This window comes from Vibrio sp. ArtGut-C1 (assembly GCF_002105475.1).
Lineage (GTDB): Bacteria > Pseudomonadota > Gammaproteobacteria > Enterobacterales > Vibrionaceae > Vibrio > Vibrio diabolicus.
In genome coordinates, this window is sequence record NZ_NCTH01000028.1 from 1 (window position 1) to 26,208 (window position 26,208).

The 26,208-nt window shown below is 46.5% G+C and carries 23 protein-coding genes; 10 read left to right on the forward strand and 13 right to left on the reverse strand.

Features of this window, described 5'->3' with window-relative positions:
• Nucleotides 1-290 precede the first annotated feature (290 nt).
• From hemG to B7360_RS19495, 3 genes are read right to left on the reverse strand one after another with little or no spacing between them, the layout of a single operon-like run.
• Nucleotides 291-818 (reverse strand): menaquinone-dependent protoporphyrinogen IX dehydrogenase, encoded by a 528-nt coding sequence (gene hemG, locus B7360_RS19485; protein ID WP_085344395.1) that lies wholly within the window; start codon nt 816-818, stop codon nt 291-293.
• A gap of 9 nt (nt 819-827) precedes the next feature.
• A complete protein-coding gene (locus tag B7360_RS19490) occupies nt 828-2,285 on the reverse strand; it encodes a TrkH family potassium uptake protein (RefSeq protein ID WP_085344396.1) in 1,458 nt (485 codons plus the stop codon).
• Nucleotides 2,286-2,331: 46 nt separating this feature from the next.
• Nucleotides 2,332-2,955 carry a YigZ family protein gene (locus B7360_RS19495; protein WP_085344397.1) on the reverse strand — a complete coding sequence of 208 codons (624 nt, stop codon included), beginning with the start codon at nt 2,953-2,955 and terminating at the stop codon, nt 2,332-2,334.
• Between the two features lie 261 nt (nt 2,956-3,216).
• On the opposite strand from B7360_RS19495, the gene fadB reads away from it, so the two are divergent.
• The 3 genes from fadB to B7360_RS19510 all read left to right on the forward strand — a co-directional run bounded on the left by fadB (nt 3,217) and on the right by B7360_RS19510 (nt 7,840).
• On the forward strand, nt 3,217-5,388 hold the full coding sequence (gene fadB, locus B7360_RS19500) for a fatty acid oxidation complex subunit alpha FadB (protein ID WP_085344398.1): 2,172 nt from the start codon (nt 3,217-3,219) through the stop codon (nt 5,386-5,388).
• 14 nt (nt 5,389-5,402) lie between these two features.
• Nucleotides 5,403-6,578, forward strand: a complete 1,176-nt coding sequence (gene fadA / locus B7360_RS19505) for an acetyl-CoA C-acyltransferase FadA (RefSeq protein WP_047010268.1) — start codon at nt 5,403-5,405, stop codon at nt 6,576-6,578.
• A gap of 281 nt (nt 6,579-6,859) precedes the next feature.
• Nucleotides 6,860-7,840, forward strand: coding sequence for an MDR family oxidoreductase (locus B7360_RS19510; RefSeq protein WP_085344399.1), 981 nt, complete (start codon nt 6,860-6,862; stop codon nt 7,838-7,840).
• Between the two features lie 51 nt (nt 7,841-7,891).
• Here B7360_RS19510 and B7360_RS19515 read toward each other — a convergent pair whose 3' ends face one another.
• The gene (locus B7360_RS19515; protein WP_005378881.1) at nt 7,892-8,836 is read right to left on the reverse strand and encodes a LysR family transcriptional regulator; all 945 of its coding nucleotides are present in this window, start codon (nt 8,834-8,836) and stop codon (nt 7,892-7,894) included.
• Between the two features lie 166 nt (nt 8,837-9,002).
• A complete protein-coding gene (locus B7360_RS19520) occupies nt 9,003-9,185 on the reverse strand; it encodes a hypothetical protein (RefSeq protein WP_005394131.1) in 183 nt (60 codons plus the stop codon).
• A 133-nt stretch (nt 9,186-9,318) separates the two neighbouring features.
• Between B7360_RS19520 and tusA the strand changes: the two genes are divergently transcribed.
• Nucleotides 9,319-9,567, forward strand: coding sequence for a sulfurtransferase TusA (tusA, locus tag B7360_RS19525; RefSeq protein WP_005394130.1), 249 nt, complete (start codon nt 9,319-9,321; stop codon nt 9,565-9,567).
• Nucleotides 9,568-9,609: 42 nt separating this feature from the next.
• Here tusA and B7360_RS19530 read toward each other — a convergent pair whose 3' ends face one another.
• Nucleotides 9,610-9,870, reverse strand: a complete 261-nt coding sequence (locus B7360_RS19530) for a hypothetical protein (protein ID WP_031780377.1) — start codon at nt 9,868-9,870, stop codon at nt 9,610-9,612.
• Between the two features lie 206 nt (nt 9,871-10,076).
• On the reverse strand, nt 10,077-10,631 hold the full coding sequence (locus B7360_RS19535; protein WP_012841256.1) for a TMEM165/GDT1 family protein: 555 nt from the start codon (nt 10,629-10,631) through the stop codon (nt 10,077-10,079).
• A 162-nt stretch (nt 10,632-10,793) separates the two neighbouring features.
• Here B7360_RS19535 and B7360_RS25125 point away from each other — a divergent pair, with 162 nt between their 5' ends.
• The 5 genes from B7360_RS25125 (at nt 10,794) to B7360_RS19555 (ending at nt 17,890) form a co-directional block, all read left to right on the forward strand.
• Nucleotides 10,794-10,937, forward strand: a complete 144-nt coding sequence (locus B7360_RS25125; RefSeq protein ID WP_012841258.1) for a hypothetical protein — start codon at nt 10,794-10,796, stop codon at nt 10,935-10,937.
• Nucleotides 10,938-11,115: 178 nt separating this feature from the next.
• Entirely contained in the window at nt 11,116-12,033 is a 918-nt protein-coding gene (glyQ, locus tag B7360_RS19540) for a glycine--tRNA ligase subunit alpha (protein ID WP_048625586.1), read from the forward strand.
• Between the two features lie 12 nt (nt 12,034-12,045).
• A complete protein-coding gene (gene glyS, locus B7360_RS19545; protein WP_085344400.1) occupies nt 12,046-14,112 on the forward strand; it encodes a glycine--tRNA ligase subunit beta in 2,067 nt (688 codons plus the stop codon).
• A gap of 218 nt (nt 14,113-14,330) precedes the next feature.
• Nucleotides 14,331-16,415 (forward strand): alpha-amylase, encoded by a 2,085-nt coding sequence (locus B7360_RS19550; RefSeq protein WP_085344401.1) that lies wholly within the window; start codon nt 14,331-14,333, stop codon nt 16,413-16,415.
• Nucleotides 16,416-16,636: 221 nt separating this feature from the next.
• The gene (locus B7360_RS19555) at nt 16,637-17,890 is read left to right on the forward strand and encodes a valine--pyruvate transaminase (RefSeq protein WP_085344402.1); all 1,254 of its coding nucleotides are present in this window, start codon (nt 16,637-16,639) and stop codon (nt 17,888-17,890) included.
• An 84-nt stretch (nt 17,891-17,974) separates the two neighbouring features.
• Here the strand turns inward: B7360_RS19555 and B7360_RS19560 are convergent, their stop codons facing one another.
• Together B7360_RS19560 and B7360_RS19565 are read right to left on the reverse strand one after the other, a co-directional pair.
• Nucleotides 17,975-18,412, reverse strand: a complete 438-nt coding sequence (locus B7360_RS19560; protein WP_085344403.1) for an Hsp20 family protein — start codon at nt 18,410-18,412, stop codon at nt 17,975-17,977.
• Nucleotides 18,413-18,944: 532 nt separating this feature from the next.
• Nucleotides 18,945-19,361, reverse strand: a complete 417-nt coding sequence (locus B7360_RS19565) for a GreA/GreB family elongation factor (protein ID WP_047010275.1) — start codon at nt 19,359-19,361, stop codon at nt 18,945-18,947.
• A 57-nt stretch (nt 19,362-19,418) separates the two neighbouring features.
• Here B7360_RS19565 and B7360_RS25130 point away from each other — a divergent pair, with 57 nt between their 5' ends.
• Nucleotides 19,419-19,694 (forward strand): hypothetical protein, encoded by a 276-nt coding sequence (locus B7360_RS25130; RefSeq protein ID WP_085344404.1) that lies wholly within the window; start codon nt 19,419-19,421, stop codon nt 19,692-19,694.
• 12 nt (nt 19,695-19,706) lie between these two features.
• On the opposite strand, the gene gyrB is transcribed toward B7360_RS25130, so the two are convergent.
• From gyrB to dnaA, 4 genes are all read right to left on the reverse strand, one after another.
• Nucleotides 19,707-22,124 (reverse strand): DNA topoisomerase (ATP-hydrolyzing) subunit B, encoded by a 2,418-nt coding sequence (gyrB, locus tag B7360_RS19575; protein WP_005394109.1) that lies wholly within the window; start codon nt 22,122-22,124, stop codon nt 19,707-19,709.
• A 13-nt stretch (nt 22,125-22,137) separates the two neighbouring features.
• Nucleotides 22,138-23,217, reverse strand: coding sequence for a DNA replication/repair protein RecF (gene recF / locus B7360_RS19580; RefSeq protein WP_005394107.1), 1,080 nt, complete (start codon nt 23,215-23,217; stop codon nt 22,138-22,140).
• Between the two features lie 9 nt (nt 23,218-23,226).
• Nucleotides 23,227-24,327 carry a DNA polymerase III subunit beta gene (gene dnaN / locus B7360_RS19585; protein ID WP_005394106.1) on the reverse strand — a complete coding sequence of 367 codons (1,101 nt, stop codon included), beginning with the start codon at nt 24,325-24,327 and terminating at the stop codon, nt 23,227-23,229.
• 63 nt (nt 24,328-24,390) lie between these two features.
• Nucleotides 24,391-25,797: a chromosomal replication initiator protein DnaA gene (gene dnaA, locus B7360_RS19590; RefSeq protein ID WP_005378835.1), complete on the reverse strand. Its 1,407-nt coding sequence runs from the start codon at nt 25,795-25,797 to the stop codon at nt 24,391-24,393.
• Between the last annotated feature and the right edge of the window lie 411 nt (nt 25,798-26,208).

A 26,208-nucleotide genomic window follows, 5' to 3' on the forward strand; every position in this document is an offset into this window, starting at 1 on the left:
ATAGGTCTATATTGTTAAAGAGCTTTTCCTGTTGAGCTTTGCTCAAAACAGGACGGCCATTTTAGCGAGTTAAAGTTTAGTGTCAATCACTTTTTTCAAACTTTCTTCAAGCGTTTCCGCTTGGCTAATTTGGCTTGCTAACCTCGGCCGCGTTTCTTTCGAAGCGTTGCCGTGTCAGCGAGGTGGCATTATAGAGATTGCGATCACATTGGCAAGCCCTTTTTCACGTTTTTTTTGATTTTTTTANCGGATAAATTTGCATCAAAAGCGGTCAAAAGGGAACGTTATTTCTACAGTTCTCTGAATTTATCTGCGAAAAGAGCCACTTTTTCCCAATTGGTGTATTCCACTTCTTTGGTCGTATCGGTTTCGCCACCTGTCATCGACATAATGAACCTAATCATAGTTCTGTCGAACCAGCTGTAACGTGGGTAATAAAGTGCACCAGCAAAAACACCGATTAGCGTTGGTTTCCAAGGCGACTTAATTAGAAACTTGCGAATGTAAGCACTACCTTCAGGTGTATCCTTTCCTTGGTCCTCTTTACGAGCGGTTAGGTTTACGCAGAAAAATGCCACTTTATTTTGCTCTAGTTGAGTTAGGTTTTTCTCAATAAACTGGTATAGCTTTTTATTAAGATGACCATAACGAATAGAGGCGCCTATCAACACTCTGTCGTATTGACTGAAGTCAATCGTCTCGACATTATGTAAATCCACCAGCTCACAATCGAAGTCTGGAAGTTGTTCATCTATATAGTGGAGAATTTTTTTAGTCTGCCCTTCGCGGGAAGAGTATAGAAATAATGCTTTTGCCACGATTTCCCCTTAGCTACGCCAAAACGTCGGCGTAAGTAGAATAAGTAAGGTAAAGATTTCCAAACGACCAAACAGCATAGAAACTATCAATACCCATTTTGCTTTGTCGTTAACATCACCAAAGTGAAGCGCCACTTCTCCCAAGCCAGGACCGAGGTTGTTCAGAGTCGCAGCCACCGCCGAGAACGCACTGAGCTCATCCATTCCTGTTGCAATTAACCCCAACATACAAACCACAAATACCAATGCGTATGCGGAGAAGAAGCCCCAAACCGCATCGACAACACGTTGCGGTAGGGCACTGCCACCTACTTTGATGGTGTAAACCGCGCGTGGATGGACTAAACGTTTTAGTTCACGCGCACCTTGTAAGGTAAGAAGCAGGATACGGATCACTTTCATGCCGCCGCCTGTTGAACCAGCACAACCACCTATAAAGGAAGAGAACAATAACAGCACAGGTAAGAAGAGCGGCCAATCCGCAAAACCTGTTGTCGTAAAGCCCGCTGTTGTGGATATTGATACGGTTTGGAACAGAGCCTGATCGAAAGCATCGTATGTCGATGTGTAAGAGTGATGTTTCAGTAATAATAGAAAGCAAATGATAAATAGCAGCACTTGAATAAACAAGAAGGCGCGAAACTCAGGATCTTTCCAGTAATACTTGGGATGTACGCCACCTGATGCAAATGCAGCAAAGTGCAGCGTGTAGTTACATGCAGATATAAGCAGAAAAACCACAGTAATCAGGTTAATCGCGTAACTATCAAAGTATCCGATGCTGGCATCGTGGGTAGAGAAACCACCAATGGCAATGGTGGAAAAGCTGTGACTGATGGCGTCAAATGGCGTCATACCAGCTAACCAAAAAGCCAATGCACAGGCGATAGTCAGGCTCAAATAGATGTACCAAAGCGCCTTAGCAGTTTCTGCTATGCGCGGAGTCACTTTAGTGTCCTTGACTGGACCAGGGATCTCGGCGCGGTAAAGCTGCATACCACCAATGCCAAGTACTGGCAAAATCGCCACCGCTAATACGATGATTCCCATACCGCCGAACCACTGCAGTAACTGTCGATAGAATAGAATTGCTTTAGGTAACTCATCCAAACCAACAATAACGGTCGCCCCGGTCGTAGTGAGAGCAGAAAACGATTCAAAAAACGCATCCGTGACTGAGACGTTCGGGTTGTCAGCTATAAGAAAGGGGATCGAGCCTGCGCTGCCAAGTACTGTCCAGAACAGAACGACAATAAGAAAGCCATCTCGAGCTTTAAGCTCGTGCTTATACCTGCGGTTTGGGTACCAACAAACGGCCCCACAAAACAGCAGAACAAAAAATGTCGTGACAAAAGGCACACCTGCACCATCTCGATAGATCAGCGCAACGAGTGCTGGCGCAAGCATAGTGACACTAAAGAGTGCGAGCAGTAGCCCGACGATTCGAATAATTGAACGAAATTGCATGGATAAATTGACTAGCGAAGCTGTCCCTGTTGCTTCCTGTTTTTCATTATTGTCCGTCTAGCGGAGTGACAATTGCCTTTGCCCCGCTTTTATTGATGATTGCTTGGGTAAACGCGCTCACTTCTCGAAGCTCAATTTCCACCACTAATACCACCTGATCGCTGTATTCAGCCTCGACTTCTATCGCACCAAATTGCGGCATGATTGACTGTGCGATCGGCATAAACCCATAGTCTAACGTTAGTCTGAGCTTTGTGGTTATTTTTTTCTCAATAGTTTGAAGCAGCTTGAGTGCTTGTTGTACCCCACCACCATACGCTTTAACCAAGCCGCCTGTACCTAACTTGATTCCACCAGAGTATCGCGTGACCACTGCCGTGATCTCCCCCACCCCAGAGCCAGACAGCTGCGCCAGGATCGGTTTGCCTGCAGTTCCGGATGGCTCCCCATCATCACTAAAGCCCCATTTCATCGAATCTTCTGGTCGACCAGCAACAAATCCCCAGCAGTTGTGCCTTGCATCAGAATGTTTGGTTTTGATCTGCTCAACAAATGCTTTTGCAGCTTCGATACTTGGCGTGTGTGCCAAATAAGTAATGAAGACGCTCTTTTTAATTTCTTCTTCAAATTGAGCGGGCTCTGCTGGAATCAGATAAGGCTTGTCATTCATAGGATTATGGATTCAGGTCTATTTGCCTGAAGTCTATCACGAGTGTGATTTACCCGTCGCATAAGATCTGCCACAGCGCACAATGTTAAACACTTGTTTAAAAAATGTATTGAAATTAGACAATCCACGATCCAAACTAACTTTACTGGTCAAACCAGAACAAAAATAAAACGACTTCCTCGATACCTATTTGCCGAGGTACACGGCGTCGTTGAAATAGGTATACAGACAATCCACGATTGTATGTCATGGAGATAGACAATGATTTACCAAGCCGAAACCCTACAGGTAAAGGAAATACAAGATGGTATTGCAGAGCTAAGCTTCTGCTCTCCAAAATCCGTCAACAAACTCGACCTAGCGACATTGGAATCGCTAGATAAAGCTCTTGATGCGCTCATTGCCCATCAAGGCCTCAAGGGGTTGTTGCTCACTTCAGATAAAGACGCATTCATTGTAGGCGCAGACATTACCGAGTTTTTAGGTCTGTTTGCTAAAACGGATGCCGAGCTCGACCAATGGCTGCAATTTGCTAACAGCATCTTTAACAAATTAGAAGACTTACCCGTTCCGACCATCTCGGTGATCAAAGGCCACGCTCTTGGTGGCGGTTGTGAATGTGTGCTAGCAACAGACATGCGTATTGGTGACAAAACCACCAGCATCGGCCTACCAGAAACGAAACTGGGAATCATGCCGGGCTTTGGTGGTTGTGTACGCTTACCTCGCGTTATTGGCGCAGACAGCGCAATGGAAATCATCACCCAAGGTAAAGCATGCCGAGCTGATGAAGCATTGAAAATTGGCTTACTCGATGCTGTTGTAGAGACTGATGCTTTATACGAATCGGCACTACAAACGCTGAACTCTGCAATTAATGAGAAACTTGACTGGCAAGCACGCCGAGCACAGAAAACATCTCCGCTAACGCTGAGTAAGCTTGAATCAATGATGAGCTTCACCATGGCGAAGGGTCTGGTGGCACAAAAAGCAGGTCCTCATTACCCTGCCCCAATGACAGCCGTTATCACGATTGAAGAAGGTGCTCGCTTTGCACGTAATGAAGCGTTAGACATTGAACGTAAGCACTTCGTGAAATTGGCTAAATCGGAAGAAGCAAAATCACTGGTTGGCCTATTCCTTAACGATCAATACATCAAAGGCATTGCGAAAAAAGCAGCGAAGTCAGCAAGTAAAGACACGCAACGTGCAACCGTATTAGGTGCAGGTATCATGGGTGGCGGCATTGCTTACCAATCAGCGCTAAAAGGTGTGCCTGTCTTAATGAAAGACATCGCACAAGCGTCGCTCGACCTAGGCATGACTGAAGCATCTAAGCTGCTGAATAAACGCTTATCTCGCGGTCGCATTGATGGCTTTAAGATGGCGGGTATTTTAGCGTCAATCACACCGAGCCTACATTACGCAGGTATTGAGAACTCTGATGTGATTGTTGAAGCTGTCGTTGAAAATCCGAAAGTAAAAGCAGCAGTTTTGAGTGAAGTTGAATCCCATGTCGGTGACGACACCGTTATCACCTCAAACACCTCGACGATTCCAATCAACCTATTGGCAAAATCACTAAAACGCCCAGAAAACTTCTGTGGTATGCACTTCTTCAACCCAGTGCATCGTATGCCTCTTGTTGAGATCATCCGTGGTGAGCACACCTCTGATGAAACCATCAATCGTGTTGTAGCGTATGCTGCGAAAATGGGCAAATCACCAATTGTCGTCAATGACTGCCCAGGGTTCTTCGTTAACCGCGTATTGTTCCCATACTTTGGCGGCTTCAGCATGCTACTTCGTGATGGTGCTGACTTTACGAAAATCGACAAAGTCATGGAGCGTAAGTTTGGCTGGCCGATGGGACCGGCGTACTTGCTTGACGTAGTCGGCATTGATACCGCGCACCACGCACAAGCTGTGATGGCAGAGGGTTTCCCTGAGCGTATGGGTAAACAAGGTCGTGATGCGATTGATGCACTATTCGAAGCAGACAAATATGGTCAGAAGAATGGTAATGGCTTCTACAGCTACACCATAGATAAAAAAGGTAAGCCGAAGAAGACCTTCTCAGAAGCGATCTTACCAGTACTTGCCGACGTTTGTGCCGATAAGCATGACTTTGACGATGAGACCATCATTCAACGTATGATGATTCCAATGATCAACGAAGTTGTGCTGTGCCTTCAAGAAGGCATCATCGCTACTCCGCAGGAAGCAGACATGGCATTGGTTTATGGTCTTGGTTTCCCTCCATTCCGCGGTGGCGTATTCCGCTATCTAGACAGCGTGGGTATTGCTGAATACGTTGAAATGGCAAAACAACACGCCGAGCTAGGTGCGATGTACCAAGTACCGCAAATGCTGATTGATATGGCGGCGAAAGGTGAAAGCTTTTACGGTGCACAACAGCAAGGTTCTATCTAAGGAGGGATTCTAAAATGACTAATCAAACAAGAAATGTTGTCGTAGTCGATTGTCTACGTACTCCAATGGGTCGCTCTAAAGGTGGTGCTTTCCGTCATACACGAGCAGAAGATCTATCTGCGCGTCTAATGAAAGGCATTCTTGCACGTAACCCACAAGTGAACCCAAGCGAGATTGAAGACATCTACTGGGGTTGTGTACAGCAAACACTAGAGCAAGGCTTTAACGTTGCACGTAATGCCGCGCTACTCGCGGGCCTGCCGATTGAAATTGGCGCTGTGACGGTTAACCGTTTGTGTGGCTCATCCATGCAAGCGCTGCATGACGGTACACGTGCGATCATGACTGGCGATGCTGAAATCTGCCTAATTGGTGGCGTTGAGCACATGGGGCATGTGCCGATGAACCACGGGGTAGACTTTCACCCTGGTATGTCAAAGAACGTAGCAAAAGCTGCGGGCATGATGGGCTTAACGGCTGAAATGCTTGGTAAATTACATGGCATTAGCCGTGAGCAACAAGACGAGTTTGCCGCGCGCTCTCACGCTCGTGCGCACGCAGCAACCGTAGAGGGTCGTTTTAAAAACGAAATTCTACCAATTGAAGGCCATGCGGCTGACGGTACACTGTTTACTCTCGACTATGATGAAGTGATTCGTCCAGAGACAACAGTTGAAGGTCTGTCTCAGCTTCGTCCTGTGTTTGACCCAGCAAACGGCACAGTAACAGCCGGTACATCATCAGCGCTGTCTGATGGCGCATCAGCGATGCTGATCATGAGCGAAGAGAAAGCCAATGAGCTTGGCTTGAAAATTCGCGCACGTATTAAGGGCATGGCGATCGCAGGTTGCGATCCATCCATCATGGGTTACGGCCCTGTACCTGCAACAAAGAAAGCGCTCAAGCGTGCTGGTCTTTCAATTGAAGACATGGATGTGGTTGAGCTAAACGAAGCATTTGCAGCGCAGTCTCTGCCGTGTGCTAAAGACTTAGGTCTGCTTGATGTGATGGATGAGAAGGTCAACCTTAACGGCGGTGCGATTGCATTGGGTCATCCATTAGGCTGTTCTGGTTCACGCATCTCAACAACGTTGATCAACCTAATGGAAGCGAAAGACGCGAAATACGGTCTAGCCACCATGTGTATCGGTTTGGGTCAGGGTATAGCGACCGTATTTGAGAGGCCTTAACGCTTTGAGTGAAGTAGGCTCAAAACGACGATGGTCGTAGTGATCTACTCAACAACCAGCATGAAATGAATAAATACTAAAATAATTTAGTATTACACTTAAGGGCGACATCAGATGTCGCCCTTTGTTTTACGCCAAACACAGTAAATATGCATACAAAGCATACATAAAATGAGTAACTTTCATTTTATTCATAGATAGAGAAGACATAGACTTATAGACAGTTAATATCTTGCTGTATGTGGCAACTGAGTCACGCTAACGCAATTTCGGAGAACCTTATGTTTAATGCTCTAGTTCTAAACCAAGAAGACAAACGCACTATCGCTAGTATCGAGCAAATCGATGAAACACAACTGCCGGAAGGTGACGTTCTGGTTGAAGTCGATTACTCATCGTTGAATTACAAAGATGGTTTGGCGATCACAGGTAAAGGTAAAATCATCCGTAACTTCCCGATGGTACCTGGCATTGATCTAGCGGGTACGGTTGTAAGTTCTGAAGATTCGCGTTACCAAGCTGGTGACAAAGTGGTCTTAACTGGCTGGGGCGTGGGTGAAAACCATTGGGGTGGCATGGCTCAACGTGCTCGTCTAAAAGCGGATTGGCTCGTGCCACTACCAAAAGGTCTAGACAGCAAGAAAGCAATGATGGTTGGTACTGCTGGCTTCACTGGTATGCTATGTGTTCAAGCACTGCTTGATGCAGGCATCAAACCTGAAGCTGGTGAAATCCTAGTAACGGGCGCAAGTGGCGGCGTAGGCTCGGTTGCAGTAACGCTCCTAGCACAGCTTGGCTACAAAGTTGCTGCAGTGACAGGACGTGTAGAGACAAACGGCCCGCTACTTGAAAAACTAGGTGCTAGCCGCATCATCGACCGTACTGAATTTGAGGAACCAGCACGTCCACTTGAAAAGCAAGTATGGGCAGGTGCGGTAGATACCGTCGGCAGCAAAGTACTAGCAAAAGTACTAGCGCAAATGGATTACAACAGTGCAGTCGCCGCTTGTGGTCTTGCAGGTGGTTTTGATCTACCAACTACAGTGATGCCGTTCATCCTACGTAACGTTCGTCTACAAGGTGTGGACTCAGTAATGTGTCCAACAGAGAAACGCATCGCAGCATGGGAAAAACTGGTTGAACTACTACCAGACAGCTATTTCGAGCAAGCATGTACTGAAGTAGAACTAGCAGAAGCACCAAAATACGCAGAAGACATCACCAACGGTCAAGTAACAGGTCGTGTAGTTATCAAGCTATAAACACTGACTCAGCGTAAACAGACGAAGAGCCGGTATTACTGGCTCTTTTTGTTAGCAGTTTAGTCCCATATCTTCGATACGCTTAGCTATTAGACGGCTACATTCTTCACGCACAATCGTTCTTAACCATTCTTGAGCAGGAGAATGCTCGCAACGCGCATGCCAAATCATCGAGTATTCAAATGGAGTAAATTGGAATGGTAATGGTTTCACCACCAAGTCATAACGCTCGGCAACCAGATACGCTAAGTCCGCTGGCACTGTGATGATAATTGGCAAGGTATCCATGATCGCCAATGCGGCTTCTAAATGATAAGCCCGCAGAACCATTTTACGCTTAGGTTTCTCCATCAAAGCTTGTTCGATCAGTGCCTTAACACCATCACTGATGGCGATCATGGCATGTGGATGACTCAGATAATCATCCAAGCTCATTTCTTTATCCGCTAATGGATGCTGTTTTGAAAGCATACACAGCACCCCCACTCGCCCCAACACTTCACTGCGTAGCGGCTCCACCGGACCTGTCGGGCGACAAATCGCTAAGTCTGCACCTTCATAAGTGAGCTGATCTGATAAACGGTCGTGTTGCAGTGGTAAGAAGTTAAAAGACACGTTTGGCGCTTCTTGGTAAATTCTCGGCAAAGCGAACGGTAAGATCGTTTGCATGGCATAGTCGGTGGTCACGATGTTGAAAGTCTGTACGCATTGCAATGGGTCAAACTCAACCGGAGATAACAACTGACGTAAAGACTCTAAGGGCTCGCCTAATGAGCGATCAATTTCTAGCGCTTTTTGGGTTGGGATCAAGTGCTGACCTTGGCGCGTAAACAGCGGATCGCCAAGCAGATCGCGTAATCGCCCTAACACACGACTCATTGCCGATTGACTCAAATTCAGACGTGTTGCCGCCTTACTGACACTGTTTTCTTCTATCAGTACTCGCAACGCAACCAGTAAATTTAAATCTCGGCGATAGATGTCTTCCAGTTCCACGAATTAGCCACTTATTTTGTATGTGTTTGGGTAAATTGTACTCTTCAGGCAAAAAAAATCCCGCCTTTCAGCGGGGAAGCCCAAGAAAAATGGGGATAGTGTCGGAATGAAGTGTCGGTAAAAATAGGTGAGCGTTATTAAAGTATTCTGATCGAAGCAAAAAGCGCTAATTTTCTTGCTCAGATGCACCTGACCATTTGCGCATCTCGATCCAAATCCCAATAATAGTGGCAACCATGCCTACAAGAGGCATCAAAGAGGTGTCAGCTGGCGTTCTGAGTACCAAAGCACAAAACGAGATAAAACAAAGTACGGAGTAAATCGTAAGTCTGTCTAACGCTGTTAACATTGCCTCTCCCTTGCCAGTTGTTACCAAATTGTTAATTTAAGGTAAAACAAAAAATCCCGTTTGCCAAGTGGTTATTGAATATTTTTTCAACGAACGTAGAATTCACCGCTAAGTTAGTTACGAGAATCACACTATGAGCTTTAATCCTGAACTGGCAACAAAGACATTAGAGGCGGAAGGACTGCGCTGCCCAGAGCCAGTGATGATGGTCAGGAAGACAATTCGCAACATGCAAGATGGTGAGATTTTGCTGGTCAAAGCAGATGACCCATCCACGACTCGAGACATTCCGAGTTTCTGTCGTTTTATGGATCACCAATTAATTGCAGCACAAACGGAGCAAGTTCCGTATCAGTACCTGATCAAGAAAGGATTGGAATAATCTGGTCGAATTAAAAACGGCAGCCGATTGGCTGCCGTTTGTTTATTCATCGTATTCGAGTGTGCGAACTTCTGATTGGAGCTTGTTGAGTTGTTTTTTCATTGCCCGCATCTCTTCATGCATAGGAATGATGTGGGCTACGCGAATCCACGCCTCTACTGTTAATCCAGTAAGAACGAACGATCCTGCCACAATCGGCAACCACATATCAGTCAGTACCATCGCTAACAAGCACAGCGCCAAACCAAAGGTGAATAAATAACTCTGACTCTTTGGGGTCATCCCCATGTAACGTGTAAGCATAAACTTGCCCTCTCGCTATCATTCACACCATTAAACTACCATGACAAGTATGACACTAATATGTCATCCGTCACGCTACGGAGCGATTTTAAGTCAGAGTTTGAGCTACGCCACTAATTCGCTAGTTATTGATTATCTGCATCATTGTAACGATTGTTCGCGGATAACATTTTCCATTTTCAGGCTGCGTTATCCGCCTAAAAACATTAAAAGAAGGCCGCACCAATCGCCAACAACACGAACAAAATAGCGGTGACTTTACGAATCAAACCCAGGGGCATCTTGTCTGCTGAAAGCTTACCAATTAACACCACAGGCACGTTAGCCAACAACATACCAATGGTCGTGCCAAGTATGACCCAACTCAGCGCATCCGCGTATTGCGCGCCTAGGATAGAAGTGGCGATCTGAGTTTTATCACCAATCTCAGCCACAAAGAAAGCAATAAAGCTGGCAATGAAAGGACCTCGGTTTGAAATCTGTTCGTCATCATCCAACTTATCAGGAATCAACACCCAAGCCGCCATCGCGACAAAACTGACCACCAGCACCCACTTTAAAATATCAGGTGATAAATAGTCAGCGACAACCACACCTAACCATGCAGCCAAAGCGTGGTTGGCAATGGTTGCCAAAAAGATTGCTGCAATAATTGGGATTGGTTTGCGGTAACGACTTGCGAGTAATAGAGATAGCAATTGGGTCTTATCGCCAATTTCTGCTAACGCTACAGTAGTAATTGAAATAGCTAAAACGCTCACGACATGCTCATTGGGGCAGGGATTATTATTTTTAACCGAAGACAAACCTCACGCCCCTACCCCGGTTCGTGATGATTTGTCTAAGGTCTTGCTAAACTTGAAAGGCTTCAAGTCTCGAACGCCATGGTGATTTTGCACCAATTATGTTGACGGACGAACCAGATGAAACAGAAACTTCATCAGGTAAGCTACTCCCCAAAGACAGGCGCAATTCTAGCCACCTTTGTTGCGCTTCTCAAGAGCCAAAGCAGGCAAAAACTCCCTTTTAAGAAAAATACAGCAGATAACGCGGTAAAAATTCATTAAAGGAGAAAATCGCCCACGAATTAATCAAGATTAGCTCTACTCCCATGCTCAATATCTGGTTATACTAGATTGTTAATTTATTCAACCGTAATTACTCTTTATCGCCGTTGTTAGAGTTGAAAAACTCGGCATAGATGACGAATTAACGAGTAACAAGAGAATCGCGCGAACCTGACTTATGCAAAAATACGATATCAAAACCTTCCAGGGAATGATCCTCGCGCTGCAGGATTATTGGGCTCAAAATGGTTGTACCATTGTTCAACCGCTAGATATGGAAGTGGGTGCGGGTACCTCTCACCCAATGACCTGTCTACGAGCGCTTGGCCCAGAGCCAATGTCGACAGCTTACGTACAACCTTCACGTCGTCCTACTGATGGCCGTTACGGTGAAAACCCTAACCGTCTTCAGCACTACTACCAATTCCAAGTAGCGCTAAAACCATCGCCTGACAATATTCAAGAGTTGTACCTTGGCTCCCTTGAAGTTCTTGGTATTGACCCTCTTGTACACGACATCCGTTTCGTAGAAGACAACTGGGAAAACCCAACACTAGGCGCATGGGGTCTAGGCTGGGAAGTTTGGCTAAACGGTATGGAAGTAACTCAGTTTACGTACTTCCAACAAGTTGGCGGCCTTGAGTGTAAACCAGTCACTGGCGAAATCACTTACGGTATCGAGCGTCTAGCAATGTACATCCAAGAAGTAGACTCGGTTTACGACCTAGTTTGGAACATCGCACCAGACGGCAGCAAAGTGACTTACGGTGATATCTTCCACCAAAACGAAGTAGAGCAATCGACTTACAACTTCGAGCACGCAGACGTTGAATTCCTATTTGGTTTCTTCGAACAGTGTGAGAAAGAGTGTAAAGAGTTGCTTGAGCTTGAAAAGCCACTGCCATTACCTGCTTACGAGCGCATCCTAAAAGCAGGTCACGCATTCAACCTACTAGACGCGCGTAAAGCGATCTCAGTAACTGAACGTCAGCGTTACATCTTGCGCATTCGCGATCTGACTAAGTCAGTAGCAGAAGCATACTACGCATCGCGTGAAGCTCTTGGCTTCCCAATGTGTAAGAAAGAACAAGCGTAAGGGGTAGAGAACATGGCAAAAGAATTTCTAATCGAGCTAGGTACAGAAGAGCTACCACCAACGCAACTTCGTACGCTAACTGAAGCATTCGCAGCAAACTTCGAAGCAGAACTAAAAGGCGCTGAGCTTGCTCACGAAGGCGTGAAATGGTTCGCGGCACCTCGTCGTCTTGCACTTAAAGTCGCAGCATTGGCAGAAAGCCAATCAGACAAAGTTGTTGAAAAACGTGGTCCTGCGGTTTCTGCAGCATTTGACGCGGAAGGCAACCCAACCAAAGCGGCTCAAGGCTGGGCACGCGGTTGTGGCATCACGGTTGACCAAGCTGATCGCATGGTAACCGACAAAGGTGAATGGCTACTGTTCAAACAAGAAGTGAAAGGTCAGCCAACGTCTGAGATCGTAGTTGAACTTGCAGCGAAAGCACTAGCAAACCTACCTATCGCAAAACCAATGCGCTGGGGTAACAAAACGACTCAATTTATCCGTCCAGTTAAGACGCTAACCATGCTGATGGGCAGCGACCTAATCGAAGGCGAGATCCTTGGTGTCGCTTCTGACCGCACTATCCGTGGTCACCGCTTCATGGGTGAACAAGAGTTCACTATCGATTCTGCTGAGCAATACCCTGCAATCCTAGAAGAGCGCGGTAAAGTTATGGCAGATTACGAAGCACGTAAAGCCATCATCCTAGCTGACGCACAAAAAGCGGCAGCCGAAGTTGGCGGTATCGCTGATCTAGAAGATGACCTAGTAGAAGAAGTCACGTCTCTGGTTGAATGGCCAGTAGTACTTACAGCGAAGTTCGAAGAAGAGTTCCTAAAAGTGCCTTCTGAAGCGTTGGTTTACACCATGAAAGGTGACCAGAAGTACTTCCCTGTTTATGACGAAAACAAGAAGCTACTACCTAACTTCATCTTCGTATCGAACATCGAATCAAAAGAACCTCGTTACGTAATCGAAGGTAACGAGAAAGTGGTTCGTCCTCGTCTTGCTGACGCAGAGTTCTTCTTCAACACAGACCGTAAGCGTCCGCTTATCGACCGTCTTCCTGAACTAGAGCAAGCGATCTTCCAAAAGCAACTGGGTACGATCAAAGACAAAACAGACCGCATCACTGAACTTGCTGGCTACATCGCAGAACAAATCGGGGCTGACGTTGAGAAATCAAAGCGTGCTGGTCTACTAGCAAAATGTGACCTAATGACCTCTATGGTATTCGAATTTACGGATACTCAAGGTGTCATGGGCATGCACTACGCGCGCCACGACGGTGAAGCAGAAGAAGTTGCAGTCGCACTGAACGAGCAATACATGCCTCGTTTCGCGGGTGATGAACTGCCATCTAACGGCGTTTCAACTGCAGTTGCAATGGCAGACAAGCTAGACACTATCGTAGGTATCTTCGGTATTGGTCAAGCACCTAAAGGCAGTGACCCATTCGCACTACGCCGCGCATCTCTAGGTGTACTACGTATCATCGTTGAATACGGTTACAACCTAGATCTTGTTGACCTCGTTGCGAAAGCGAAATCACTGTTTGGTGACCGCTTAACTAACGAAAACGTTGAGCAAGACGTAATTGAATTCATGCTTGGTCGTTTCCGTGCTTGGTACCAAGACGAAGGCTTCAGCGTAGACATCATTCAAGCGGTTCTAGCTCGTCGCCCGACGAAACCAGCTGACTTCGACCAACGAGTTAAAGCGGTTTCTCACTTCCGTGAACTAGAAGCAGCTGAGTCTCTAGCAGCGGCGAACAAGCGTGTAGGTAACATCCTAGCGAAATTCGACGGCGAACTAGCAGAAGAAATTGACCTAGCATTGCTACAAGAAGACGCAGAGAAAGCACTAGCAGAAAGCGTTGAAGTCATGACTGAAGCACTAGAGCCTGCATTTGCGATCGGTAACTACCAAGAAGCCCTAAGCAAGCTAGCAGATCTACGTGAGCCAGTGGATGCGTTCTTCGATAACGTAATGGTAATGGCAGACGACGAAGCACTTAAGAAGAACCGTCTGACATTGCTGAACAACCTGCGTAACCTGTTCTTACAGGTCGCAGATATCTCTGTCCTTCAAAAGTAATTCATTACTGATTCAGAAGTGATTAAGAGATAAGTAAAGGGAAGCGTCGGCTTCCCTTTTTTGTTGTCTTTAAACGGAGATAATCGGTTCTTATTATTCATTTTGTGAACAAGGCAAAAATTTGTAGGGTGAGACACGTTTAACTTGTTGGTGCAGAGCTCGGATTGTAGAGGCTCAGTTTTGCTATAACTGGACTGTTTATTCGGGGGAAGGACACAATGAAAAAAACAATTCTCGCACTCTCTATTGGACTATTGAGCGCCTGCAGCCAGATTCCAGAAAATGCTATCGTACTGAGCGTTGGAGACGATACAGCCGTCTTCGAACCAAACTCTAACGGCTTACTTGTCGCCGAGCAAAAACTCGAAAAAGGCAGCTACACCTTTACCATTGCCGACAGTAATCAAAGCTGTGGAAGTAGTTTTGCTTTGGCAGAAGAAAGCCGCATCAAATTCAATCGTCCATTAAAAATGGATAATTGCGCCACAGATGCCCAAATGCCGCTGCGCATCTTCAAAGCCAACACCTATCAATTTACGCTCAACCCAACCACTAACGAGCTAACTGTTAGGCTCAAACCCAAAAAGAATCAAGACATCACCTACTCTTGCCCTGTCGCAACCAATACGCCAAAAACCATCAACGTTGAGCAAACCTTTAATGATGGCACTGTCGTTCGTGATGCCTTAACCGGACAAGAAGCCACAGTCGCCAATGGCAGCGTCACCATGCAACCGGGTCCTATGAGCCAAGGTCTATTGCTGCTAGAAGAAGTTGAACAGCAAGCCGATAAACCTTTCAGCTGGGATAACGCGACGGTGTACTTCGTCATGACCGACCGCTTCTACAATGGCAACCCAGACAACGACAACAGCTACGGTCGCAGCAAAGACGGAAAATACGAGATTGGCACCTTCCACGGTGGTGACTTAGCGGGTCTGACGAAAAAACTCGATTACATCGAATCACTTGGTGTGAATGCTATCTGGATAACCTCACCACTGGAACAAATCCATGGCTGGGTTGGCGGCGGCGATAAAGGCGACTTCAAGCACTACGGCTATCACGGCTACTACCACCAAGATTGGACCAAGCTTGATGCCAACATGGGTACCGAAGATGAGCTGAGAACCTTCATCGATACCGCGCACAAGAAAGGCATCCGCGTGATTTGGGACGTGGTCATGAACCACACTGGCTACGCAACATTAGCAGACATGCAGGAATTCGGCTTTGGTCAACTTTACCTTGATGACCAAGAAGCCAAACAAGTACTTGGAGAGAAATGGACCGACTGGCAACCAAAATCGGGACAAAGCTGGCACAGCTTCAACGACTACATCAAATACGGTGATAGTGAAGCGTGGGAAAAATGGTGGGGCAAAGATTGGATCCGCACCGACATTGGTGACTATGATGCACCAGGCTACAACGACATCACCATGTCTTTGAACTACCTACCGGATCTCAAAACCGAATCGACTCAGAAAACCGGATTACCAAACTTCTTCCGCAATAAAGACACCAATGCGCAAGATGAGCTGCAAACCCCACGTGAACACCTGATTACCTGGTTATCCGATTGGGTGCGCGACTACGGCATTGATGGCTTCCGCGTCGACACGGCCAAACACGTTGAAATGGAAGCGTGGGCAGAGTTGAAAGCCAGCACCACCCAAGCGCTTGCCCAGTGGAAGCAAAACAACCCAGACAAAGCCTTGGATGATTTACCTTTCTGGATGACAGGTGAAGTGTGGGCACACAGCGTGGTGAAGAGCCCGTATTTCGATAACGGCTTCGATTCCATCATCAACTTCGAGTTCCAATCTGATGTGGCACCAAAAGCGCTGAAATGCTTTGCGCAACTCGATAGCGATTATCGCCGCTACGCGGAACGTATTAACTCCGATCCTGAGTTCAACGTGTTGAGTTACCTGTCTTCGCACGATACTCAACTGTTTTGGTCGGCACGCAGCCGCAGCTTCGATGACCAAGCACGCGCTGCCAATGCACTAATGCTGACGCCGGGTGCAGTGCAAATCTATTACGGCGATGAGATTGCTCGTGATTTTGGTATTACCGGTTCCGACCCTACTCAAGGTACTCGCTCTGATATGCCATGGGATAAGATTCATGGCGAACGTGAAGACTTGCTGCAACATTGGCAAAAACTCGGCGAGTTCCGTCAACGCCACCCAGCGGTTGCGCAAGGCAAACACATCACTCGCAATCAAGAAGGGTATTACGCGTTCGAGCGCCAATACCACGACGACAAAGTGCTGATCGTCTACACTGGCGAATAGCCGATTCACTCCACCAGCAAGGGAAGCATTTCGCTTCCCTTTTTTATTCACTGCTCATATCCCCATCATCTGGTCTGATGACAAACTTTTTTCTTCTTCGAGTAAATTCACACTTTGCGTCGTAATAACATTAGGGTAAGGTCAAGTATTACTCTATAAGCTGATGTTTCATCAGCATTCAATACACATAAGCAATCACAATGAATTAGGTATCAGTCAGCATGCAGCTCTCAAAGTTTGGTGAAAAATTTAATCAGTATTCAGGTATCACGCAGTTAATGGACGATTTGAATGATGGTCTACGCACACCAGGTGCCATCATGCTCGGTGGAGGTAACCCAGCCGCCATTCCTGCCATGCTCGATTACTTTCACCAAGCCAGTGAGGAAATGCTCGCCAGTGGAGAGCTCGTCGCCGCCCTAGCCAACTACGATGGGCCGCAGGGTAAAGATGCGTTCGTGAAAGCGCTGGCTCAGTTATTCCGTGAAACTTACGGTTGGGACATTTCAGAGAAGAACATCAGCCTAACTAACGGCAGCCAAAGTGGCTTCTTCTACTTGTTCAACTTACTCGCAGGTAAACAGCCAGACGGTTCGCATAAGAAGGTGCTACTGCCTATCGCGCCTGAGTACATCGGCTATGGTGATGCTGGCATTGATGAAGATATTTTTGTCTCTTACCACCCAGAAATCGAGCTGTTAGATAACGGATTGTTTAAATACCACGTCGATTTTGAACAGCTAACCGTCGACGATTCTGTTGCGGCAATCTGCGCATCTCGCCCAACCAACCCAACGGGTAACGTACTGACAGACGAAGAAGTGCGTAAACTGGACAAACTCGCACGTGAAAACAACATCCCACTGATCATCGATAACGCCTACGGCTTGCCGTTCCCGAACATCATCTTTGAAGATGTCGAACCATTCTGGAATGAAAACACCATCTTGTGCATGAGCCTATCTAAGCTGGGCTTACCGGGTGTGCGTTGTGGCATTGTGATTGCGAGTGAAAAAATCACTCAAGCGTTAACCAATATGAACGGCATCATCAGCCTAGCACCAGGCAGTGTGGGTCCAGCGCTGGCAAACCACATCATCGCTAAAGGCGACCTGCTTAAACTGAGTTCAGAGGTGATTAAGCCGTTTTACAAGCAGAAGTCGCAACGTGCGGTTGAACTGCTGCAAGAAGCGATTACCGATGAGCGCTTCCGTATTCACAAACCGGAAGGCGCTATCTTCTTGTGGTTGTGGTTTGATGAACTGCCAATAACAACAATGGAACTGTACCAACGCTTGAAAGCGCGTGGCGTATTGATTGTTCCGGGTGAGTACTTCTTTATTGGTCAGCAAGACGAGTGGGATCACGCGCACCAATGCCTGCGTATGAACTACGTTCAAGACGATGAGATGATGCAAAAAGGCATTGCGATTATCGCGGAAGAAGTTGAAAAGGCTTACCAACAAGGTCAGTAAAGCAAACTCCCACATCAAAGACACAAATTAAAAAGAGCGCCAACTGGCGCTCTTTCTCACTCTATAAGGCAAATAACTTGCTGATTAGTTGCTTTCTAGCAGGTTGTTGCCACCGATAGCAATTTTACGTGGTTGCATTGCTTCTGGGATTTCACGAACCAAATCAATATGTAATAAGCCGTTTTCCATTGAAGCGCCAGTCACTTTTACATAATCCGCTAGCTGGAATTTACGTTCAAAATCGCGTTCTGCAATACCTTGGTAAACGTAGTTTTTGCCTTCTTCGGCTTTACGTTCGCCCTTCACAATCAACATGTTTTCGTTTTGAGTCAGATCGAGCTGTTCTTCAGCAAAGCCAGCAACGGCCATAGTAATACGGTAGTTGTGCTCGTCTTTTTGCTCAATGTTGTACGGAGGGTAACCGCCAGAAGTATTTTTCGCTGTATTCGCTTCCATCAGGTTTAGCAGACGATCAAAGCCAATTGCATTACGGTATAGTGGTGAGAAATCTACGTTACGCATAAATCTATCCTCTTAATTAAGCAATAGTCTTAGCTCAGATGACGTTCATCTCACAGGCGTGTTTATGCAAAAACCAACGCCGAGCTAAGAGATTCTTATCATTCCGCAGGCCATCATTTGGCTCGGAGACATGATAGGAAATCTAAAGGTTTAAGTTGTGTGCTAAAACGCCATATCCTCTTTTGAGCGATCTCGTTTTAGCGATTCCAGAGGGCTGTCTTCTAGTCTCTAGCAAGCCAATCATCCTCTTCACAACTAGATATAAGGTCGTCAAAAATGACTTTCAAGGGAAAAAATAAAAAATTTTAAGTGCGCTCGCTATCTCCCCAGAAAGGTCAGTTTACCCTCGCTTTGCGATCGGTATTAAAAAGCCCACCTTTCTGGTGGGCTTAATCTGCACTCTACTTGCGGGAGGATTTACGCGCTTTTACAACGCTCTTTTCTGCCGCTTTTTCCTGTTTTAACTTACGCTTTTCTTTCAGACTCAACTGTGGTTGTTTCTTGTCTTTCTTACTCATGACTTCACCTCTATTTATTGACACAACAGACAGCCACACAGCATTTTCTGCGCTGGTGGCTGCGATTGATGAACAATTTCAGTAATCACAAAGCAGCGTCGCTGATTAAAAATTTCTATTTCGAACGCATCATTTTTAGCTCGCCCTAATAAACGGGATCCCAAATAAGAATCGACCGCGAGCATACCTGTCATCGGTTGCCCCTTGCGCGAGCTGACTAACGTCATGCGATATTGATAGGCGCGTTCAACATCCACTAAGCGAACCGTATCCCCAACCGCAATACGAGCTCGGTTACGGCAATGGGCCTGTTGCTCGCAGGTTTCAAATAGCGATAACAACCTTAGTGGTGATTGATAGGTTAAAAAGCGACTGGTTAACCACCAAGTTCGCAGCGCCAAACAGTACGCCGAGAACCAGCGTTCAAACATGATTATTTCCTTCTTAATGCCTTGTCTTACAAATAAATTCAGTGCATTGAACCGGAAGTGCATCACCTCCGGCTTAGTTCAGGAAAGTCATCACCATTTTTTCAACCTCCTTATTCATCAGCTCTTCAGCACTATAGCGAGCAGAAAAAAGAAAGCAAAAGCGCCCAAGCGAACAAAATGGCGAGAAAAAAAGAAAACAGAAATAAAATGGCAAGCTTGATCAGGTTATTGGCAGTTAGCACCAGAAAAACCAAAGTCTTGGCAGAAAGTGGCGATTTTCATTGGTGGTTAAAACAAAAAAAGCAGCGATTTCTCGCTGCTTTTTTCTATTAAGGCAAGTTGTCGTTACACGTCTAAGTTCGCTACTTTCAGCGCGTTTTCTTCGATGAAGTTACGACGAGGTTCTACTTGGTCACCCATCAGTGTTGTGAACAATTGGTCTGCGCCTACCGCATCCTCAATCGTTACTTGCATCATGCGACGCGTTTCTGGGTCCATAGTCGTTTCCCACAGCTGATCTGGGTTCATCTCACCTAGACCTTTGTAACGCTGACGGCTCAGACCACGCATTGACTCTTTAACCAACCAATCAAGCGCTTCTGCAAAGCTTGCTACTGGCATCGTACGCTCACCACGTTTGATGTACGCGCCTTCTTCCAGAAGCCCATCCAGTGCTTCTGATAGATCAGCTAATTTGCCGTACTCTTTCGAGTTTAGGAAATCGATGCTAATTGCATGTTCGTGCGTCACACCGTGAGTACGAACCACGATCTTAGGCAAGTTTAAGCCTAGTTCTTCGTGCTGCTCAACTTCGTAGCTGTATTGGCTCGCGCCCACTTCTTTCGCATTCAGCTGCTCAATAAGCTGCTTCGTCCACGCTTCAACAACTGATGCGTCATGGCATTGCTCAGGCGTTAGACGAGGAGTGTAAATCAACTCGTTTACCAAAGCACTTGGGTAACGACGGCTCATACGTTCCGCCAGTTTAATCCCCGCATTGTACTGTTGAACAAGCTTCTCTAGTGCTTCACCTGCCAATGCTGGTGCTTCTGCGTTTACGTGTAGCGATGCATTATCCAGAGCCAATGATACTTGGTATTGGTTCATCGCTTCTTCGTCTTTGATGTACTGCTCTTGTTTGCCTTTTTTCACTTTGTAAAGTGGTGGCTGAGCGATGTACACGTAACCACGCTCGATAAGCTCTGGCATTTGACGGTAGAAGAAGGTCAATAGTAGCGTACGGATGTGCGAACCATCGACATCGGCATCGGTCATGATGATGATGTTGTGGTAACGCAGCTTGTCCGGGTTGTACTCGTCACGACCGATACCACAACCAAGTGCAGTGATCAGAGTGGCCACTTCTTGCGAAGACAGCATCTTGTCGAAACGTGCTTTTTCTACGTTAAGAATCTTACCTTTTAGCGGTAGGATTGCTTGGTTCTTACGGTTACGGCCTTGTTTTGCGGAGCCGCCTGCCGAATCACCCTCCACTATGTATAGTTCAGAGAGTGCCGGATCTTTTTCCTGACAGTCTGCAAGTTTACCTGGAAGGCCAGCTAGGTCTAGTGCTCCTTTACGGCGCGTCATTTCACGAGCTTTACGCGCTGCTTCACGTGCACGTGCTGCATCGATGATTTTCGAACAAACCATCTTCGCTTCTGTCGGGTTCTCAATCAGGAACTCAGACAGTTTTTCACCCATTGCAGACTCAACAGCTGATTTCACTTCAGAAGAAACCAGTTTGTCTTTTGTTTGGCTTGAGAACTTAGGATCTGGTACTTTCACCGAAACAACCGCAGTTAGACCTTCACGCGCATCGTCGCCTGAAGTCGCTGTTTTCGCTTTCTTCGAGAAACCTTCTTTATCCATAAAGCTGTTCAATGTACGTGTTAGCGCAGCACGGAAACCAGCAAGGTGAGTACCACCATCACGCTGTGGGATATTGTTGGTAAAGCAGAAGATATTCTCTTGGAAACCATCGTTCCATTGCATCGCCACTTCAACTGAAATGCCGTCTTCACGCTCTGAGTTAAAGTGGAAGATTTTTTCGATGATTGGCGTTTTGTTGGTGTTTAGGTGATCAACGAACGCTTGAATACCACCTTCATACATGAAGTGATCATGTTTGTCCGCTTCACGCTCATCAACCAATTTGATCGACACACCAGAGTTCAGGAATGACAGTTCACGCAGGCGTTTCGCCAGAATGTCATAGTGGAACTCAGTGTTAGAGAAGGTCTCGGCACTTGGCCAGAAACGAATTTGTGTACCGGTTTTATCCGTATCACCCACAACAGCTAGTGGCGCTTGAGGCTCACCATGGCGGTAGGTTTGCGTATGGATATGGCCACCACGATGAATCGTCAGCTCAACTTTCTCAGATAGCGCGTTTACCACTGAAACGCCTACCCCATGAAGACCACCCGATACTTTGTATGAGTTATCGTCGAACTTACCACCCGCGTGAAGTACCGTCATGATTACTTCTGCTGCAGAGACATTTTCCTCTGAGTGGATTTCTGTTGGAATGCCACGACCATCATCGCTAACGGAAACCGAGTTATCCTCATGAATTGTCACAACGATGTCTTTACAGTGACCTGCCAACGCTTCATCAATTGAGTTATCCACCACCTCGAAAACCATGTGGTGAAGGCCGGTGCCGTCGTCCGTATCGCCGATGTACATTCCTGGACGCTTACGTACCGCATCCAGACCCTTCAGTACCTTAATACTCGATGAATCGTAATTTTCAGACATGAGTTTCTCTCTTCTAGTTTGACTCTATCCTGCCATGTTCCACATGAAACAATTTACCGTTATCGTCCAACATATCGGCGATTTGGCTTTCAGTGATAGAGCTTACAAATACTTGTGCGCCCGTCTCTTTTAAGCAGTCAGCAAGACGCTTGCGACGTTGGCTATCTAATTCCGACGCGAAGTCATCAATTAGGTAAATGCATTGTTTACCGGTCATCTCTGTCAGGTGTTGCCCTTGCGCGACACGCAATGCACACACCATGAGTTTTAATTGACCGCGTGACAGAACATCTTCAACGGGCGTTCCGTTCACTTTAATGCGCAAATCAGCTTTGTTTGGGCCACTAAAGGTGTATCCCAATGCCTGATCACGCTCAAAATTCTTTTCTAGTATCTCGTGGTATGGGGTGTCTTTATCCCAGCCACGATAATACTTCAATTGGATCTCAAATTCTGGCAAAAATGTCTGACAGATAGTTTCTGCGACGGTTTTCATCTGCTCGATGTAACTTGCTCGCCATTGGCTGATGTTTTCAGCCAACCCTGCCATTTCCTGATCCCAATAACTGAGCTCACGATAACTATTGGCGGTTTTCAACAGCGCGTTGCGCTGCTTGTTCAGGCGCTTGAACCTTCCCCATGCTTGATAAAAAGCGGGCTCGGTATGAAACACGCCCCAATCAATAAACGCGCGACGATGTTTAGGGCCATCTGTCAGTAAATCAAACCCTTCTGGGTGTATCAACTGCAGAGGCAGAACTTGTGCCAACTGCGCTAATTTTTGTCCAGATTGACCGCCTATTTTAACCTCTGTTGAGCCATCACGCTGCTTATTAATGCCGATAGGTAGCTCAAATTGATCCGAGTTCAAAAAACGACCATGAACAAACAGTTCGTCACACTCATTTTGTATCACTCGTCCGGTGAGAGAGCTCTTGAATGAGCGGCCATGCCCGAGCAGGTAAACCGCTTCTAAGACACTGGTTTTACCGCTGCCGTTCGGCCCGATAAGAAAGTTAAAGCCTGCTGATAACTCAATATCACAGGCTTTAATGTTTCGAAACTGCTGAATGATGAGACGAGAAAGAGGCATTCAGTTGGCTTATAGACGAATTGGCATCACCACGTACATGGCACTGTCATCGTCGGCATTTTCAATCAATGCGCTAGCGTTAGCATCCGACATCGACACACGTACATTTTCACAACGCAACGTGTTCAGAACATCAAGCACATAGCTTACGTTAAAGCCGATTTCGATGGCGTCACCTTCAAAGGTTACATCAAGCATCTCTTCCGCTTCTTCTTGTTCTGGGTTATTCGCGGTTATGCGCATTTCAGTATCAGCCAGATTCACACGCACGCCACGGAATTTTTCGTTGGAAAGAATCGCAGCACGAGAAAAGGCTTGGCGCAACTCGTCACAACTTGCTATTAGGGTCTTATTGGTGCTCTGAGGCAATACGCGGCGGTAGTCAGGGAAACGACCATCAACCAACTTAGAGGTAAAAGTAAAGTTATTCACCTCAGCACGAACATTGGAGCTACCGATCTGAAGTACTACGGGCTGCTCTGGCGCATCCATCAACTTCACTAATTCTTGCACACCTTTGCGTGGCACGATGATTTGCTTCTGCGCAAAGTCTGCACCTAGCTGAGTTTGCGATACCGCCATACGGTGGCCGTCCGTCGCCACGCTGCGTAGCGTGGTGCCGTCAATTTCAAACAACATGCCGTTGAGGTAGTAACGAACGTCTTGATTCGCCATCGAGAACTGAGTTTTGTCGATCAGCGTACGTAAATCAGCTTGGCTCAGTGATACTTCCACTTCACTTTGCCAGTCTTCAATATTAGGGAAATCGTTCGCAGGAAGCGTTGCCAATGAGAAACGGCTGCGACCAGAGCGAACTTGTACGCGATCACCTTCTAAAACAAATGTGATGATCGCATCGTCCGGTAAACCACGGCAGATATCGAGAAACTTACGCGAAGGAACGGTAATGCTGCCCGCTTCAAAATCACCTTCTAGCGTCACTTTGCTTACTAACTCTACTTCAAGATCGGTTGCCGTCATCGACAATACGTTCTCTTCTACTTTAAGAAGTAGGTTACCTAGGATTGGCAGAGTTGGTCGGCCACCTAAAGCGCCCGAAACCTGCTGTAGCGGTTTGATTAAATGACTACGTTCAATGGTAAATTTCATGCTTGGCTCTTTACGCTGTCAGCTCAATAAATGATTTGCTTAGAATACCGTTATTCTAACCGATTACGAGGACAGGGTGCGAATCAAGTTAGAGTAATCTTCTTTAATATCGTGGCTCTCTTCACGCAGCTGCTCAATCTTGCGACACGCATGAAGTACGGTCGTATGATCGCGGCCCCCAAACGCATCGCCAATTTCAGGCAAGCTGTGGTTGGTTAGCTCTTTTGCTAACGCCATGGCCAGCTGACGAGGACGCGCTACAGAACGAGAGCGACGTTTAGACAGCAAGTCCGCCACTTTAATCTTGTAGTATTCCGCCACGGTCTTTTGAATGTTATCGATCGTCACCAGCTTCTCTTGTAGAGCAAGCAGATCGCGCAGCGCTTCACGAACAAAATCAATCGTAATTGGGCGGCCAGTAAAGTTCGCGTTAGCGATAACACGGTTCAGTGCACCTTCTAGCTCACGAACGTTCGAACGCAGACGCTTGGCAATGAAGAATGCCACTTCATCAGCAAGGTGGATTTGGTGATCTTCGGCTTTTTTCATCAAGATCGCCACACGCGTTTCAAGCTCAGGCGGCTCGATCGCAACAGTAAGCCCCCAACCAAAGCGAGATTTAAGACGATCTTCAACGCCATTAATCTCTTTAGGATAACGGTCAGACGTTAAGATGATCTGCTGGTTACCTTCCAATAGTGCGTTGAAGGTATGGAAGAATTCTTCTTGCGAACGTTCTTTATTAGCAAAGAATTGGATATCATCGATAAGGAGTGCATCCACACTGCGGTAGTAGCGTTTGAATTCTTCAATCGCATTGTTTTGCAGCGCTTTTACCATGTCTTGCACAAAACGCTCTGAGTGCATGTAGACCACTTTCGCGTTCGGGTTGTTATCCACAATCGCGTTACCCACCGCATGCAATAAGTGGGTTTTACCCAAGCCCGTGCCGCCGTATAGGAATAGTGGGTTGTAAGCTGCACCTGGGTTATCCGATACCTGACGCGCCGCAGCCAAACCCAGTTGGTTCGACTTACCTTCAACAAAGTTGTCGAACTTGTGTTTTGGGTTCATGTTTGAGCGGTGATTGATCGCCGCAATCGCTTGAGCGTCGTCATCCCAGGTTTTGTGTACTGGCTTACGTGCCTGTAATTGCGCAGGTGCAGATGACTCCGCAGCCACATCTGCAGGCGTACGTGTCGGCGCTGGTTTTGGAGCAGAGACAGGTCGACTCCCCACTTCAAAGCGTAAGTTAGGAATGTCGCCACCACAGTATTCCTGTAGTAAACGAGTAATATTGTTCAGATACTTATCACGCACCCAGTCCAACACAAAGCGGTTTGGCGCGAATAGAGTGAGAGTATTGTCATTGAGCTCCGCTTGTAGCGGACGAACCCACATGCTGAATTCTGTAGCTGGTAGCTCTTCTTGAAGCTGCTGCAAACATTGCAGCCAAAGCGAAGATGACACGGTGCCCCCACTGAGTAATTGAATTATCGGAAAAGACTGGCAATTTTACCTGTTGATAACCAAGATCGCCAGCGATTGTTCGACGATCCAGTGAATAAGATCCAAGTTATTCACAATTATTTCTGCAAACTTGATGAGATCAACACACCTTGCCCCAAATTTGCCCACACAACGATCCACAATTGGGCAAAATTCACAAGATCGAGTGATTGGTGATAAGTCTGTGTATTATTTTATTCCCAATGCTGATTTTGTCGATCATTTCCCCTGGTTCAGTTCGCATTTTCGTCACATTTAACATTCTTCTTCTATTATCTAATAACTCACAGGTCTAGGTTATTGCTCTTGGTTATTTATTTAATTGAGCTAACTAACAGTAGTATTTCCAACCATAAAATTATGGAGATGTAT